This is a genomic window from Citrobacter amalonaticus Y19, assembly GCF_000981805.1.
Taxonomy (GTDB): Bacteria; Pseudomonadota; Gammaproteobacteria; order Enterobacterales; family Enterobacteriaceae; genus Citrobacter_A; species Citrobacter_A amalonaticus_C.
The window spans coordinates 4,804,197-4,819,081 of record NZ_CP011132.1; the positions used below are offsets into that span (position 1 = coordinate 4,804,197).

12 protein-coding genes are annotated in these 14,885 nt (G+C 55.6%); 9 read left to right on the forward strand and 3 right to left on the reverse strand.

Annotated features, from left to right (window positions below):
* The first annotated feature begins 202 nt into the window (after positions 1-202).
* From F384_RS22200 to F384_RS22210, 3 genes are read left to right on the forward strand one after another with little or no spacing between them, the layout of a single operon-like run.
* On the forward strand, positions 203-1,330 hold the full coding sequence (locus F384_RS22200; protein ID WP_046493866.1) for a slipin family protein: 1,128 nt from the start codon (positions 203-205) through the stop codon (positions 1,328-1,330).
* Positions 1,331-1,335: 5 nt separating this feature from the next.
* Positions 1,336-2,562 carry an RtcB family protein gene (locus F384_RS22205; protein ID WP_046493868.1) on the forward strand — a complete coding sequence of 409 codons (1,227 nt, stop codon included), beginning with the start codon at positions 1,336-1,338 and terminating at the stop codon, positions 2,560-2,562.
* A 6-nt stretch (positions 2,563-2,568) separates the two neighbouring features.
* On the forward strand, positions 2,569-3,354 hold the full coding sequence (locus F384_RS22210) for a DNA polymerase beta superfamily protein (RefSeq protein WP_046493871.1): 786 nt from the start codon (positions 2,569-2,571) through the stop codon (positions 3,352-3,354).
* A 98-nt stretch (positions 3,355-3,452) separates the two neighbouring features.
* On the opposite strand, the gene lysC is transcribed toward F384_RS22210, so the two are convergent.
* Positions 3,453-4,802 carry a lysine-sensitive aspartokinase 3 gene (gene lysC / locus F384_RS22215; protein WP_046493873.1) on the reverse strand — a complete coding sequence of 450 codons (1,350 nt, stop codon included), beginning with the start codon at positions 4,800-4,802 and terminating at the stop codon, positions 3,453-3,455.
* A gap of 491 nt (positions 4,803-5,293) precedes the next feature.
* Between lysC and pgi the strand changes: the two genes are divergently transcribed.
* The 6 genes from pgi to psiE all read left to right on the forward strand — a co-directional run bounded on the left by pgi (position 5,294) and on the right by psiE (position 11,953).
* A complete protein-coding gene (gene pgi, locus F384_RS22220; RefSeq protein WP_046493875.1) occupies positions 5,294-6,940 on the forward strand; it encodes a glucose-6-phosphate isomerase in 1,647 nt (548 codons plus the stop codon).
* 654 nt (positions 6,941-7,594) lie between these two features.
* Positions 7,595-7,837, forward strand: a complete 243-nt coding sequence (gene yjbE, locus F384_RS22225) for an exopolysaccharide production protein YjbE (RefSeq protein WP_042321038.1) — start codon at positions 7,595-7,597, stop codon at positions 7,835-7,837.
* A 63-nt stretch (positions 7,838-7,900) separates the two neighbouring features.
* Positions 7,901-8,539: a YjbF family lipoprotein gene (locus F384_RS22230; RefSeq protein ID WP_046493877.1), complete on the forward strand. Its 639-nt coding sequence runs from the start codon at positions 7,901-7,903 to the stop codon at positions 8,537-8,539.
* The gene (locus tag F384_RS22235; RefSeq protein WP_046493879.1) at positions 8,536-9,273 is read left to right on the forward strand and encodes a capsule biosynthesis GfcC family protein; all 738 of its coding nucleotides are present in this window, start codon (positions 8,536-8,538) and stop codon (positions 9,271-9,273) included. Before F384_RS22230 ends, F384_RS22235 begins: the two co-directional genes overlap by 4 nt.
* Positions 9,273-11,369 carry a YjbH domain-containing protein gene (locus F384_RS22240; protein WP_046493881.1) on the forward strand — a complete coding sequence of 699 codons (2,097 nt, stop codon included), beginning with the start codon at positions 9,273-9,275 and terminating at the stop codon, positions 11,367-11,369. Before F384_RS22235 ends, F384_RS22240 begins: the two co-directional genes overlap by 1 nt.
* 173 nt (positions 11,370-11,542) lie before the next feature.
* On the forward strand, positions 11,543-11,953 hold the full coding sequence (gene psiE / locus F384_RS22245; RefSeq protein WP_046493883.1) for a phosphate-starvation-inducible protein PsiE: 411 nt from the start codon (positions 11,543-11,545) through the stop codon (positions 11,951-11,953).
* A gap of 306 nt (positions 11,954-12,259) precedes the next feature.
* Here the strand turns inward: psiE and malG are convergent, their stop codons facing one another.
* A complete protein-coding gene (malG, locus tag F384_RS22250) occupies positions 12,260-13,150 on the reverse strand; it encodes a maltose ABC transporter permease MalG (RefSeq protein WP_046493885.1) in 891 nt (296 codons plus the stop codon).
* A gap of 154 nt (positions 13,151-13,304) precedes the next feature.
* Positions 13,305-14,849 (reverse strand): maltose ABC transporter permease MalF, encoded by a 1,545-nt coding sequence (gene malF, locus F384_RS22255; protein WP_046493887.1) that lies wholly within the window; start codon positions 14,847-14,849, stop codon positions 13,305-13,307.
* Between the last annotated feature and the right edge of the window lie 36 nt (positions 14,850-14,885).

Here is a 14,885-nt window from a genome sequence, read left to right on the forward strand (position 1 = left end):
ATGACACCTGAACAATGGGTTCGATTCCCGATTCATTCTCCCAATGAAACTGGTTGTTAATCATAGAAATAAAACGGGCACTGCGCAGTCAGCAGGCCCCAGAACAGGTCGCCGGTTTTGATGCCGCGCCGCAGGCAAAAGGGAATTCCCCTGCAGCTTCGCCTCCGCACCCGCACCTGACTTTGATAAGGAAAAGCGAAAAATGATGAAGAAAATCACTATCCGCAAAGGACAATTAGGTCTGTTAGCGAAAAACGGCGACTACTATCAGGTTCTGGAGGCGGGAGAACACCGTCTGCCATGGTTCAATACGCCAGAGGTGCTGGTGGTTAATCTGGATGGCAGCGAAGTGCCGGAAGCGTTGGCGAATTATTTACGCCGCTTTCAGCCGGACTGGGTGACGCGTTACGGTCTGGCCGTTGATCTGAGCGACAGCGAAGCGGGCGCGTTGTACATGAACGAGGTGTTGCAGGAGATCCTGCCGCCGTCAACGCGCCGTTTGTACTGGCGAGCCGATGAGGCGTTGAAACTGGTACGTATGGATACGCGTCAGGTTCAGGTGCCCGCAGAGGTCATGAATGCGGTTCTGCAACCGCGACGTAACGGTGCGGTAAAAGGTCGAGAAGCGATGCTCACCGTGCAAGTTCCGGCCTGGCATGCGGGGGTGCTGAAAATTGACGGTGAGACGCAGGCGCTGTTACCGCCGGGTCTGACGGCGTACTGGAAAGTGAATCATCTGGTTGACGCTGAAGTGGTGGATACCCGTTTGCAGGTACTGGAAGTGGGTGGTCAGGAAATTTTGACCAAAGATAAGGTCAACCTGCGCCTGAATCTGGCGGCAAACTGGCGTTACCGCGACGTGCTGCAGGCTTTTGCGCAGCTCACTAAACCGCTCGATCATCTGTACCGCGAACTGCAGTTTGCACTGCGTGAAGCCGTCGGGACGCGTACGCTGGATGAGTTGCTGGAAGATAAGCAGGTCATTGACGATGTGGTCAGCGCGCAGGTGAAAGACCGTATGGCGCCCTATGGCATCGATGTGGCCTCGCTGGGCGTGAAGGACATCGTGTTGCCGGGGGACATGAAAACGATTCTGTCTCGTCTGGTTGAAGCGGAAAAATCGGCGCAGGCCAACGTAATCCGCCGTCGTGAAGAAACGGCAGCGACGCGCTCGCTGTTGAATACGGCGAAAGTGATGGAAAACAACCCGGTGGCGCTGCGCTTAAAAGAGCTGGAAACCCTCGAAAGAGTGGCGGAGCGTATCGATAAAATCTCGGTATTCGGTGGCCTGGACCAGGTTCTGCATGGCTTAGTGAACATTAAAGGATGAGAAACATGGCGCATAACGACTATGAGCTATTGGCGTCGCAAAACGCGGCGCCGGTGAAAATGTGGACGCACGGCGTCCCGGTGGAGCCCGAGGCGCGCCAGCAACTGCTGAATACGGCGAAGATGCCGTTCATTTTTAAACACCTGGCGGTGATGCCGGATGTGCATCTGGGGAAAGGGTCAACCATCGGCAGCGTGATCCCAACCAAAGGGGCGATCATTCCGGCGGCGGTGGGGGTGGATATCGGCTGTGGGATGATTGCGGTGCAGACCTCGCTGCTGGCCGGCGATCTGCCGGATAACCTCAGCGGGTTGCGAAGCGCGATTGAGCAGGCCGTTCCACACGGGCGTACCAATACCCGTTCCCGTCGCGATAAAGGGGCGTGGGACACGCCGCCAGAGGAGGTGAGTACTCACTGGGGGACGCTGGCGCCGCGTTTTAAGCGCTTGACTGATAAATATCCTTCGCTGCTGAAAACCAATAATCATCAGCATCTGGGAACGCTGGGAACCGGTAATCACTTCATTGAGGTTTGTCTGGATGAGCAGCAGCGCGTCTGGGTGATGTTGCACAGCGGCTCGCGTGGCGTGGGGAATGCCATCGGCAACGTCTTTATCACGCTGGCGCAGCAGGATATGCAGCAGCATATCGCGAATCTCCCTGACCGAAACCTGGCGTATTTCCAGGAAGGGAGCCAGCACTACAACGACTACATCGACGCGGTGGAATGGGCGCAGGATTTTGCCCGGCAAAACCGGGAGGTGATGATGTCCCGCGTGCTGGCCGCGCTGTCGCGCATCGTGAGTAAACCGTTTATCACGCAGCAGGAAGCGGTGAATTGCCACCATAACTACGTGCAAAAAGAGCGTCACTTTGGTGAAGAAGTACTGGTAACGCGTAAAGGTGCTGTTTCCGCGCAGAAGGGCCAGATGGGGATTATTCCGGGGTCGATGGGGGCGAAAAGCTTCATCGTACGCGGGCTGGGGAATGAAGAGAGCTTCTGTTCCTGCAGCCATGGGGCGGGCAGAACCATGAGCCGAACGGCGGCCAAAAAACGCTTTACCGTAGAGGATCAGATCCGCGCGACGGCCCACGTTGAATGCCGTAAAGACAGCGAAGTGATCGATGAAATTCCAATGGCCTACAAAGACATTGATGCCGTGATGGCGGCGCAGTCTTCGCTGGTGGAGATCGTGCATACGCTGCGGCAGGTGGTGTGTGTAAAAGGATAAAAGAAGATGACGAAAAATGCAGTGAGTGTCGCGATGCGCGAACGGGTCAGGCGGCAACTCAAAGACGTGGAAACGCGCTACGGCGTCAGGGTGCTGTATGCCTGCGAATCGGGGAGTCGCGGCTGGGGATTTGCCTCACCGGATAGCGATTACGATGTGCGGTTTTTGTATGTTCATCCGCCACAGTGGTATCTGCGGGTCGACGCACCGCGGGACGTGATCGAACTGCCGATAGACGATGAACTGGACGTGTGCGGCTGGGAGTGGCGTAAAGCGCTGGGACTGCTGAAGGGCGCTAACCCGACGCTAATCGAGTGGCTGGATTCCCCGGTGGTTTATCAGCAGGATGATGCCACGGTCAGCGCACTTAAAACGATGATACCGCAATGGTTTTCTCCGCTTCGCGCCCGCTGGCACTATTACTCGATGGCGCGAAAAAACTTTCGCGGCTATTTGCAGGGAGAAGACGTGCGGCTGAAAAAATACTTCTACGTCCTGCGTCCACTGCTGGCGGTGCGTTGGGTCGAAGCAGGTAAAGGCGTTCCGCCCATGCGCTTTGCCGAACTGCTGGCGGGAAGCGAGCTGGATGCGCCGTTACGTCAGGAGATAGACGAACTGCTGGCGCGTAAACAGCGTGCGGGAGAGGCGGAGTATGGTCCGCGCCGTCCGTTGCTGCATGCGTTTATCCACACTGAACTGGCACGAGGCGAAATCTCGCCCACGTTGCCGGATAGTCGTGAAGGTGACGTGAAGGCACTGGATAGGCTGCTTTATGAGACGGTGATGGTATGACAACGTTGCCCGATGGCGCTGCGCTTATCGGGCCTACGTGGGCTAAATTTGTAGGCCGGATAAGGCGCGGAGCGCCGCTATCCGGCATTGACGCTATATTACTCAAATAAATTCTGGTGCAGTTTTTGCACCACTTGCTCGGCTTCGGTGCCAGGCACCAGGAAACAGAGGTTATGGCTGGAGGCACCATAGCAAATCATACGGATATTGAACGGTTCCAGCACGCCGAACACCTCTTTGCCGACGCCGCAGGCTTTCGACAGATCGTTACCAATCAGCGCGACCAGCGCGAGACCCTCTTCAACCTCCACCCGACACAAGGCAGACAGTTCCATCAGCAGCGACTGCGTCAGCAGCGTATCGCCGGTGGAGGTGGAGCCGGTGGTATCCAGCGTCAGCGCCACGCTCACTTCGGAGGTGGTGATCAGATCGACCGAGATATTGTGGCGCGCCAGGATACCGAACACTTCGGCCAGGAAGCCACGGGAGTGCAGCATATTCAGGCTGTGCAGTGTTAACAGGGTTTGTTTACGACGCAGTGCCAGCGCGCGGAACAGCGGGGGATTCTGGGTTTTGTTGCAGACCAGCGTACCGCCCGCTTTCGGATCTTTACTGGAGCCAACGAAGACCGGAATATCGCTGCGCACGGCGGGCAACAGGGTGGCCGGGTGCAGCACTTTCGCACCAAAGGTGGCCATTTCCGCCGCCTCTTCAAAGGCGATTTCATCAATGCGCTGCGCCGCAGGCACCACGCGCGGATCGGTGGTGTAGATACCCGGAACGTCCGTCCAGATATCGACGCGCGCGGCATGGAGCGCTTCGGCCAACAGGGCCGCCGTGTAGTCGCTGCCGCCGCGTCCGAGGGTGGTTGTGCGCCCTTTGCCTTCACTGCCGATGAAGCCCTGAGTGATCACCAACCCTTCGTTCAGACGTGGGGTCAGTTGCAGCGTGGCCAGTTCTGCCAGCGCCGCGACGTCAGGTTCGGCACGACCAAAGCGATCGTTGGTACGCATCACTTTACGCACATCGAACCACTGCGCCTGAACGTGACGCTCGCGCAGGATTTCAACAAACAACAGGGTGGACATCAGTTCGCCGTGGCTGACCAGTTCATCCGTCAGCGCGGTGGAGGTGGCGAGTGAGGCCGCTTCCGCCAGCGTGGTGATATTTTCCAGCAGACGTTCGATCTCTTCACGAATAACGTTTGGATAACGCAGACGTTCCAGGATATCGAACTGAATTTTGCGGATGGCGTCGAGTTTCTCAAAGCGTTCGGTGGGTTCCAGACCTTCAGCCAGTGCAACCAGCAGATTGGTGATGCCTGCGGAAGCGGAGAGCACCACTAAGCGCACGTTGGCATCGGAAAGCACCACGTCGGCGCTGCGGTTCATGGCATCAAAATCGGCGACGCTGGTACCGCCAAATTTGGAAACAACGATTTCTGTCATAACAACCTCGTGTCAGGGAGTGAGAAAGCGACCTGGGCACAAAGGCAGAACAGAAACCGGTGCAGGCGCAAATACCGTATTACATTTCGTCCTTCAGTCTGCCTCTTCGTTGGCTGCACCTGGGATATTCGGCCCATCCCTGGGCCTTACCCCTACGGGGCCGCAGTAAACTGCGTTCAAATCTGTTCCTGACAGATTTGTCACCACAGTCACTTACTTCTGTAAGCTCCTGTGGATTCACAGGTTTGCCGCCTTGAAGCATACTGAATGACGTTATGTATATAAATAAAAGGCATGGCCTGGACTGTCAACGCCGGGATTATGCGGATTTTTCATGCTGGCAAGTGGCTGAGTAACCGTACTTATAACAACCCTGTTTTTTCACGGCATTTGACCGTGACCAGGCAACGGCACTAAAACAATCACACTTTTCTGTGACTGGCGTTACAATCGATCCCAGTCACAATTCTCAAATCAGAAGAGTATTGCTAATGAAAAACATCAATCCAACGCAGACCTCTGCCTGGCAGGCACTACAAAAACACTTTGACGACATGAAGGACGTTACCATCGCGGATCTGTTCGCGAAGGATAGCGACCGCTTCAGCAAATTCTCCGCCACGTTTGACGATCTGATGCTGGTGGATTACTCCAAAAACCGCATCACCGAAGAGACGCTGGCGAAATTGCAGGATCTGGCGAAAGAGACCGATCTGGCGGGTGCTATCAAGTCCATGTTCTCCGGCGAGAAAATCAACCGTACTGAAGATCGTGCCGTGCTGCACGTGGCGCTGCGTAACCGTAGCAATACCCCGATTATCGTTGACGGCAAAGATGTGATGCCGGAAGTCAACGCGGTGCTGGAGAAGATGAAATCCTTCTCTGAAGCCATTATTTCCGGTCAGTGGAAGGGGTATACCGGTAAAGCGATCACCGACGTGGTTAACATCGGTATCGGCGGCTCCGACCTCGGCCCGTTCATGGTGACCGAAGCGCTGCGTCCGTACAAAAACCACCTGAATATGCACTTCGTGTCTAACGTCGACGGTACCCATATCGCCGAAGTGCTGAAGAAAGTGAACCCGGAAACCACGCTGTTCCTGGTCGCCTCCAAAACCTTCACCACCCAGGAAACCATGACCAACGCCCACAGCGCGCGTGACTGGTTCCTGAAAACCGCCGGTGATGAAAAACATGTGGCGAAACACTTCGCCGCGCTGTCGACTAATGCCAAAGCGGTCGGTGAATTCGGTATCGATACCGCCAATATGTTCGAGTTCTGGGACTGGGTGGGCGGTCGTTACTCGTTGTGGTCCGCGATTGGTCTGTCGATCATCCTGTCCGTCGGTTACGACAACTTTGTGCAGCTGCTGTCCGGCGCGCATGCGATGGATAAGCACTTCTCGACCACGCCTCTGGAGAACAACCTGCCGGTGCTGCTGGCGTTGATTGGTATCTGGTACAACAATTTCTTTGGTGCCGAGACCGAAGCGATCCTGCCGTACGACCAGTATATGCACCGTTTCGCGGCTTACTTCCAGCAGGGCAACATGGAGTCCAACGGGAAATACGTTGACCGTAACGGCAACCCGGTGGATTACCAGACGGGTCCGATCATCTGGGGTGAGCCGGGAACCAACGGTCAGCACGCGTTCTATCAGCTGATTCACCAGGGAACCAAAATGGTGCCTTGTGATTTCATCGCCCCGGCGATTACCCATAACCCGCTGTCCGATCACCATCCGAAGCTGCTGTCTAACTTCTTCGCCCAGACGGAAGCGCTGGCGTTCGGGAAATCGCGTGAAGTGGTTGAGCAGGAATACCGTGACCAGGGTAAAGATCCGGCCACGCTGGACCACGTGGTGCCGTTCAAAGTGTTCGAAGGCAACCGCCCGACCAACTCCATCCTGCTGCGTGAAATCACCCCGTTCAGCCTGGGTGCGCTGATCGCGCTCTATGAGCACAAAATCTTTACTCAGGGCATCATCCTGAACATCTTCACCTTCGACCAGTGGGGCGTTGAGCTGGGTAAACAGCTGGCGAACCGCATTCTGCCGGAGCTGAAAGATGATAACGCGATTGAAAGCCACGACAGCTCGACTAACGGATTGATTAATCGTTATAAAAACTGGCGTTAATCTGGCGCAGTGCCGGATGGCGACGCTAATGCGTCTTATCCGGCCTACTTTCTACCGTAGGCCTGATAAGCGAAGCGCCATCAGGCATTGAAGTGCCGATGGCGTATCCGGCCCGGTCCATACCGTAGGCCTGATAAGCGAAGCGCCATCAGGCATTAAAGTGCCGATAGTGTATCCGGCCCGATCCATACCGTAGGCCTGATAAGCGAAGCGCCATCAGGCATTGAAGTGCCGATGATGTATCCGACCCGGTCCATACCGTAGGCCTGATAAGCGTAGCGTCATCAGGAAAATTAATAATGAAATGAGCCGATATTATTATCGGCTTTTTTTATAAGATAATTCCGGTTGTCCGTGTTGTTTCCCACAATTCTATATTGAGCATAATCCTAAAATAATAAATAACCGCAAAATAACTCCGTGTTATTTTAGGATAATACGGATCCTTTAGCTAAATATATTTAATGTTAACATGTTGTTTTTAATGGTTATTATTATTTTTATAAAAATGAATTGTTCAGCAAAAGTCCAATTATCCTAAAACCCTCTTGCTATTTCCCCCTGCCGTAATTCGCATGCTTTAGTTGTGTATACTCGATCCCGCCCGAAACGCTTTTGGGTAAATCTCCATTCATTCAATGAAGGGAAATTGTTATGAAAAAAGTTCTGTATGGCATTTTTGCCATATCTGCGCTTGCGGCGAGTTCTGTCTATGCAGCCCCCGTTCAGGTGGGTGAAGCGGCAGGGTCGGCAGCAACGTCGGTGTCGGCGGGTAGCTCCTCCGCATCCAGCGTGAGCACCGTAAGTTCGGCGGTGGGTGTCGCTCTCGCGGCAACCGGCGGCGGTGATGGTTCCAATACCGGGACCACCACCACAACCACCACCAGTACCCAGTAAGATCGGTACATTTAATCCTAACCACACTTCGGTGTGGTTATTTTGCCCCTCTGGAGAAGAGTCGTGAAGCGACCTGCACTCATACTACTTTGCCTGCTGTTACAGGCATGCTCAGCCACCACAAAGCAACTGGGCAACTCACTGTGGGACAGTCTGTTTGGCACGCCCGGCGTACAGCTAACGGATGATGACATTCAAAACATGCCCTACGCCAGCCAGTACATGCAGCTTAACGGCGGGCCGCAGCTGTTTGTGGTGCTCGCTTTCGCAGAGAACGGGCAGCAGAAATGGGTGACGCAGGATCAGGCCACTCTCGTGACTCAGCACGGTCGTCTGGTGAAGACGCTGCTTGGCGGCGACAACCTTATCGACGTGAATAACCTCGCGAATGACCCGCTGAATAAACCGAATCAGATAGTCGACGGCGCCACCTGGACCCGCACGATGGGCTGGACCGAATACCAGCAGGTGCGCTATGCCACCGCGCGTTCGGTCTTTAGATGGGATGGCAACGACACGGTAAACGTCGGCAGCGAAAAGACCCCGGTTCGCGTGCTGGATGAAGCCGTCACGACCGATCAAGCACGCTGGCATAACCGTTACTGGGTTGATGACGAAGGGCAAATCCGCCAGTCGGAGCAGTATTTGGGCGCGAACTATTTCCCGGTGAAAACCACGCTGATTAAGGCGGCAAAATCATGATGAAACGGACTATTGCGGCGCTGATCTTCAGTTTGAGCGCGTCATCTGTTTTTGCTGCGGGAACCGTTAAGGTCTTTAGCACCGGTAGCGCGGAACCGAAAACGCTTACCGGCGCTGAACATCTTATCGACCTGGTGGGACAACCCAGGCTGGCGAACAGCTGGTGGCCAGGCGCGGTGATCGCGGAAGAGAACGCGACCGTGACAGCGCAGAGTCAGCAGCAGGCGTTGCTGGGGCGTCTGGCGACGTTAAGCGGCGAAGAGAGCGCAGAGGATGCCGCCGCCATTAACGCGCTGCGCCAGCAGATTCAGGCGCTGAAGGTGACCGGTCGACAGTCGGTAAACCTCGATCCGGACATAGTGCGGGTCAGCGAGCGCGGCAATCCGCCATTGCAGGGCAACTACACGCTGTGGGTGGGCGAGCAGCCGACTGAGGTCATGCTCTTTGGTCTGATAAGCCGTCCCGGAAAGCAGCCGTTTATGCCGGGACGCGACGTCGTCAGCTATCTCGAGGGACAAGAGCGGCTCAGCGGCGCCGATCGCAGCTATGCATGGGTGGTTTATCCCGATGGACGAACGCAGAAAGTGCCGGTTGCGTACTGGAATAAGCGTCACGTTGAGCCGATGCCCGGCAGCATCATTTTTGTCGGGCTGGATGATTCGCTCTGGAGCCGCGAACCGGACGCGCTGAACGCCGATATTCTTCACACCCTGACGCAGCGGATACCCGAATAATGAAAAAAACACATCTGCTTAGCTTACTGGCGCTGGGCATCAGCGCCGCCTGCCATGCCGAAACGTATCCGTCGCCGATTGGGCCCTCCCAGTCGGATTTTGGCGGCGTGGGATTATTACAGACCCCAACCGCGCGCATGGCGCGTGAAGGGGAATTGAGTCTTAACTATCGCGATAACGATCAGTACCGTTACTACTCCGCGTCCGTGCAGCTTTTCCCCTGGCTGGAAACCACGCTGCGCTACACCGACGTGCGGACCAAAAAGTACAGCAGCGTCGAGTCGTTCTCCGGCGATCAGACCTACAAAGATAAGGCGTTCGATCTGAAGTTGCGGCTGTGGGAAGAGAGTTACTGGACGCCGCAGGTGTCGGTCGGCGCGCGGGATATCGGCGGGACCGGCCTGTTCGATGCGGAATACCTCGTGGCGAATAAAGCCTGGGGACCGTTTGATTTCTCGCTTGGCCTCGGCTGGGGGTATCTGGGAACCAGCGGTAACGTTAGCAATCCGCTCTGTTCGTACAGCGATAAATATTGCTACCGTGATAACAGTTATAAACAGGCTGGCTCCATTGACGGCAGTCAGATGTTCCACGGTCCGGCGTCGCTGTTTGGCGGTGTTGAGTACCAGACGCCGTGGCAACCGCTGCGACTGAAGCTGGAATATGAGGGCAACAACTACCAGCAGGATTTTGCGGGCAAGCTGGAACAGAAAAGCAAGTTTAACGTCGGCGCCATTTACCGCGTCACCGATTGGGCCGACGTTAACCTCAGCTACGAACGCGGCAATACCTTTATGTTTGGGGTGACGCTGCGAACCAACTTCAACGACTTACGACCGTCGTATAACGATAACGCGCGGCCGAAATACCAGCCGCAGCCGCAGGACTCGATCCTGCAACACTCGGTGGTGGCAAACCAACTGACGCTGCTGAAATACAACGCCGGACTGGCTGACCCGCAGATTCAGGTGAAGGGCGACACGCTGTATGTGACCGGCGAGCAGGTGAAATACCGCGACTCACGTGAAGGGATCGAACGGGCAAATCGGATCGTCATGAACGATCTCCCGGAGGGGATCCGCACGATCCGCGTGACGGAAAACCGCCTCAACCTGCCGCAGGTGACCACTGAAACGGACGTCAGCAGCCTGAAACGCCATCTGGAAGGCGAACCGCTGGGGCAGGAAACGCCGCTGGCGCAAAAACGCCTTGAGCCGATAGTGCCGGAAAGTACCGAACAGGGCTGGTATATCGACAAATCGCGCTTCGATTTCCATCTCGATCCGGTGCTGAACCAGTCCGTGGGCGGGCCGGAAAACTTCTACATGTACCAGTTGGGCGTAATGGCGACGGCGGATCTGTGGGTCACCGACCACCTGCTGACCACCGGCAGCCTGTTTGGCAACCTCGCCAATAACTACGATAAATTTAACTACACCAACCCGCCGAACGATTCGAAGTTGCCGCGCGTACGTACCCGCGTGCGTGAATATGTGCAGAACGACGTTTACGTGAATAACCTGCAGGCCAACTACTTCCAGTACTTCGGTAATGGTTTCTATGGTCAGGCCTACGGCGGCTATCTTGAAACCATGTACGGCGGGGCGGGAGCGGAAGTGTTGTACCGTCCGGTCGACAGCAACTGGGCGTTTGGGCTGGATGCCAACTACGTGAAGCAGCGTGACTGGCGCAGCGCGCAGGACATGATGAAATTCACCGACTACAGCGTGAAGACCGGACACCTGACGGCCTACTGGACGCCGTCATTTGCCCAGGACGTGCTGGTGAAAGCGAGCGTGGGTCAGTACCTGGCAGGCGATAAGGGCGGCACGCTGGATATCTCTAAACGTTTCGACAGCGGCGTGGTGGTCGGTGGTTACGCCACCCTCACTAACGTCTCGCCGGATGAGTACGGCGAAGGGGATTTCACCAAAGGCGTTTATGTGTCGATTCCGCTGGATCTCTTCTCTACCGGCCCGACCCGCAGCCGTGCGGCAGTGGGCTGGACGCCGCTGACGCGTGACGGGGGCCAGCCGCTCGGACGTAAGTTCCAGCTGTATGACATGACCAGCGATAAAAGCGTGAATTTCCGCTGAGGTTGTTTTGCCGGATGGCGCTGCGCTTATCCGGCCTACATTCCCGTAGGCCCGGTAAGCGAAGCGCCACCGGGCGATTCTTCTGGTTTGCATAAAACATAAACAAAAAATATAGATCCCCGTCACATTTTTGCGTTATACAGGAACCTCACTACTGAGAACGAGGTGCTGTTATGACGTCACTCTCTCGTCCGCGCGTGGAGTTTATCTCCACGATCCTACAGACCGTGTTGAACCTTGGGCTGTTGAGTCTGGGCATGATCCTGGTCGTATTCCTCGGTAAAGAGACGCTGCATCTGGCAGATGTGCTCTTCGCGCCTGAACAGGCCAGCAAGTACGAGCTGGTGGAAGGGCTGGTTGTTTACTTTCTCTATTTCGAATTTATTGCGCTGATTGTGAAGTACTTTCAGTCAGGCTTTCACTTTCCGCTGCGCTATTTTATTTATATCGGGATCACCGCGATTGTCCGGCTGATTATTGTCGATCACAAGTCCCCTCTCGATGTGCTGATCTATTCGGCGGCAATCCTGCTACTGGTGATCACACTCTGGATGTGTAATTCAAAACGCTTAAAGCGCGAGTAGGTCGGATAAGGCAATGTGTGTCGTGGTTGCCTGATGGCGCTGCGCTTATCAGGCCTACTATGGGCTGGAGCGCGAGAAAAAAGTGAGTAGGTCGGATAAGGCAATGTGTGTTGTGGTTGCCTGATGGCGCTGCGCTTATCAGGCCTACTATGGGCTGGAGCGCGAGAAAAAAGTGAGTAGGTCGGATAAGGCAACGCTGCCATCCGGCAGATAAAAAAAAGGCGCTCCGAGGAGCGCCGAATTACAGTCACAAGTTGGATAAAACAAGTTGAGGGTGCAGTGGCATTACAGGGACTTCGATGAAACTTAACCTTTGACTCCGCCCGCCGTCAGGCCGTTGACCAGCCAGCGCTGCGCCAGCAGGAAGACCAGGGTGATCGGAATCGCAGACAGCACGGCCGCAGCGGCAAAATCGCCCCACAGGTAGTTTTGCGGGTTGAGGTATTGCTGCATCCCGACGGCCAGGGTGTAACTGTCCACATCACGTAGCAACAGTGAGGCAACCGGCACTTCGGTAATGGCGGCAATGAACGACAAAATAAAGACCACCGCCAGAATCGGCACCGACAGCGGCAACAGCACCAGGCGGAACGCCTGCCACGGGGTTGCGCCATCCAGTGCGGCCGCTTCTTCAAGCGACCCGTCGATGGTTTCGAAATAGCCTTTGATGGTCCACACATGCAGTGCGATACCGCCGAGATAGGCGAAGATCACCCCGCCGTGGGTGTTCAGACCGATAAACGGAATGTACTGACCAAGGCGATCAAACAACGCGTACAACGCGACCAGCGACAGCACCGCCGGGAACATCTGGAAAATCAGCATCCCTTTGAGCAACGTGGCTTTACCGGGGAAACGCATACGGGCAAAGGCGTAGGCGCAGGTCGTAGACAGCGCCACGATGCCAATCGCGGTGATCCCGGCGATTTTCACCGAGTTCCACAGCCATAACAGAACCGGGAAGGGGGGCGGCGTGATGCGGCCATCAGCATGTTCAACGCTGAAGCCCAGCGCCAGCCGCCAGTGCTCCCAGGAGATGGTTTCCGGGATCAGGCTGCCGGTGGCAAAGTTACCTTCGCGCAGTGAGATGGCGATAACCATCAGCAGCGGAAACATGATCGCCGCGATAAAAATCAGGAGTAACAGGTGCGTCGTGAAGAGACGCAGCTTTTGAGATTTCGGTTGTACCATAGCCATAATTTTTTTACTCCTTAACATCGCTCCAGGCTATTTCACTTGCCATTCTGAACGCTGGCAGTGCTCAGAATCCTCACGTACTGCGTGTACGCTCCGGTTCTTCCGCGCTGGCAGCATCCAGACTGGCTGCGCCAATTACGCCTGGTAATTCTGATTAATCAAACTTCATGCGTGTGGCTTTCAGGTTCACGATGGCAAGCGCACCGACCAGCAGGAAGATCAGCGTGGCGATTGCCGCCGCCAGGCCGAAGTCCTGGCCACCGCCGCCTTCAAAGGCGATGCGGTAGGTGTAGCTCACTAACAGGTCGGTATACCCGGCTGGCGTGGTCGTTCCGAGACGATCCGGACCGCCGTTGGTCAACAGCTGAATCAGCACGAAGTTGTTAAAGTTAAAGGCAAAGCTGGCGATCATCAGCGGCGTCAGCGGCTTAATCAACAGCGGGAGCGTAATCTTAAAGAAGTTCTGGAACGGACCGGCACCATCCATTGCCGATGCCTCGTACAGGTCGTCCGGTATCGCTTTCAGCAGACCCATGCACAGGATCATCATGTACGGGTAGCCCAGCCAGGTATTGACGATAATAATCATCGAACGCGCGGTGGTCGGGTCGCTGAACCACGCTGGCTTGATGCCAAACAGCGCGCTTAGCATCATGTTGATTTCACCAAAGCTCTGGTTGAACAGCCCTTTGAAAATCAGAATCGAGATAAACGACGGTACGGCGTACGGCAGAATCAGCAGGACGCGGTAAATCGCTTTACCTTTTAGCGACTCCCACTGCACGAGACACGCCAGCACCATCCCGACCGCCACGGTCAGGATGACGGTGAGCACCGAGAACACCACGGTCCAGACGAAGATGGCGAAAAACGGCTTCTGGATCCCTTCGTCAGTGAAGACGCGGGTAAAGTTATCCCAGCCGATGGTCACGGTGTAGCCCGGACTGAGCTTTTCGTCACCCCAGTTACCGTCTGCATTGATGGACTGGTAGTAGCCAATGTCGTTATTGGGACGGTACTTCACGCCGCTCTGGTTGTTGGTCAACATGCCGTCATCGGCGAGTGTGTACAGCGGCTGCGTGCCGGAGAACTGGCGCAGCGAGCTCATGATCACTTTGCTGTCATCGGGCAGCACGGCGGTAATCTGGTTCAGCGCCTGGCGATTCTGGGTGATGATGCGCAGCGTCGCGCGCTCGCCTTCTGGCAGGGCGTCTGTTTCTTTCAGCGCCAGCTTTTGTTCGCTGCCAAATTTAAAGGCGTCGGAGAGGTAATTCTTGCCGGTTTCGCCGTCGGTGAGGGCCAGTTGCCACTCTTCACCGGCCGGATAGAGCCCGAAGTTATAGGATTTACCCGCCTGATACGAGCGGTCCATTAGCACCTGTTGGGCGCGTTCAAAAGTCAGCTGGTTGGTGCTGCTGTAGTTGGTAAAGGCAATGGCGATGGTGCAAATCAGCGGGAACAGCACGAACAGCCCCATGCCCGCCATGCCAGGATAAACGTAGCGCCAGGCGTAGGTCTTACGGTTGGCGAAAATGTACAGGCCAGCAGAGCTTAAAATCAGCGTCATGATGGCGAACAGATATTCCCCTTGTGCATACATTAAAACAACAAGGTAACCCACCAGCAGGCCCAGCAGACCAATTACGGACCACTTCAGCGTGTCGCTTTGCCACCAGTGACTCTTTTTAACGGCATCCATGGGGATCTTCCTCTACAACGGTGAAATCTTGTCGTA

What these genes read in the sequence shown, in the direction of transcription:
- F384_RS22200 (WP_046493866.1), top strand. Translation starts at nt 203, where the DNA reads ATGATGAAGAAAATCACTATCCGCAAAGGACAATTAGGTCTGTTAGCG.
- F384_RS22205 (WP_046493868.1), top strand. Translation starts at nt 1,336, where the DNA reads ATGGCGCATAACGACTATGAGCTATTGGCGTCGCAAAACGCGGCGCCG.
- F384_RS22210 (WP_046493871.1), top strand. Translation starts at nt 2,569, where the DNA reads ATGACGAAAAATGCAGTGAGTGTCGCGATGCGCGAACGGGTCAGGCGG.
- lysC (WP_046493873.1), bottom strand. Translation starts at nt 4,802, where the DNA reads ATGACAGAAATCGTTGTTTCCAAATTTGGCGGTACCAGCGTCGCCGAT.
- pgi (WP_046493875.1), top strand. Translation starts at nt 5,294, where the DNA reads ATGAAAAACATCAATCCAACGCAGACCTCTGCCTGGCAGGCACTACAA.
- yjbE (WP_042321038.1), top strand. Translation starts at nt 7,595, where the DNA reads ATGAAAAAAGTTCTGTATGGCATTTTTGCCATATCTGCGCTTGCGGCG.
- F384_RS22235 (WP_046493879.1), top strand. Translation starts at nt 8,536, where the DNA reads ATGATGAAACGGACTATTGCGGCGCTGATCTTCAGTTTGAGCGCGTCA.
- F384_RS22240 (WP_046493881.1), top strand. Translation starts at nt 9,273, where the DNA reads ATGAAAAAAACACATCTGCTTAGCTTACTGGCGCTGGGCATCAGCGCC.
- psiE (WP_046493883.1), top strand. Translation starts at nt 11,543, where the DNA reads ATGACGTCACTCTCTCGTCCGCGCGTGGAGTTTATCTCCACGATCCTA.
- malG (WP_046493885.1), bottom strand. Translation starts at nt 13,150, where the DNA reads ATGGCTATGGTACAACCGAAATCTCAAAAGCTGCGTCTCTTCACGACG.
- malF (WP_046493887.1), bottom strand. Translation starts at nt 14,849, where the DNA reads ATGGATGCCGTTAAAAAGAGTCACTGGTGGCAAAGCGACACGCTGAAG.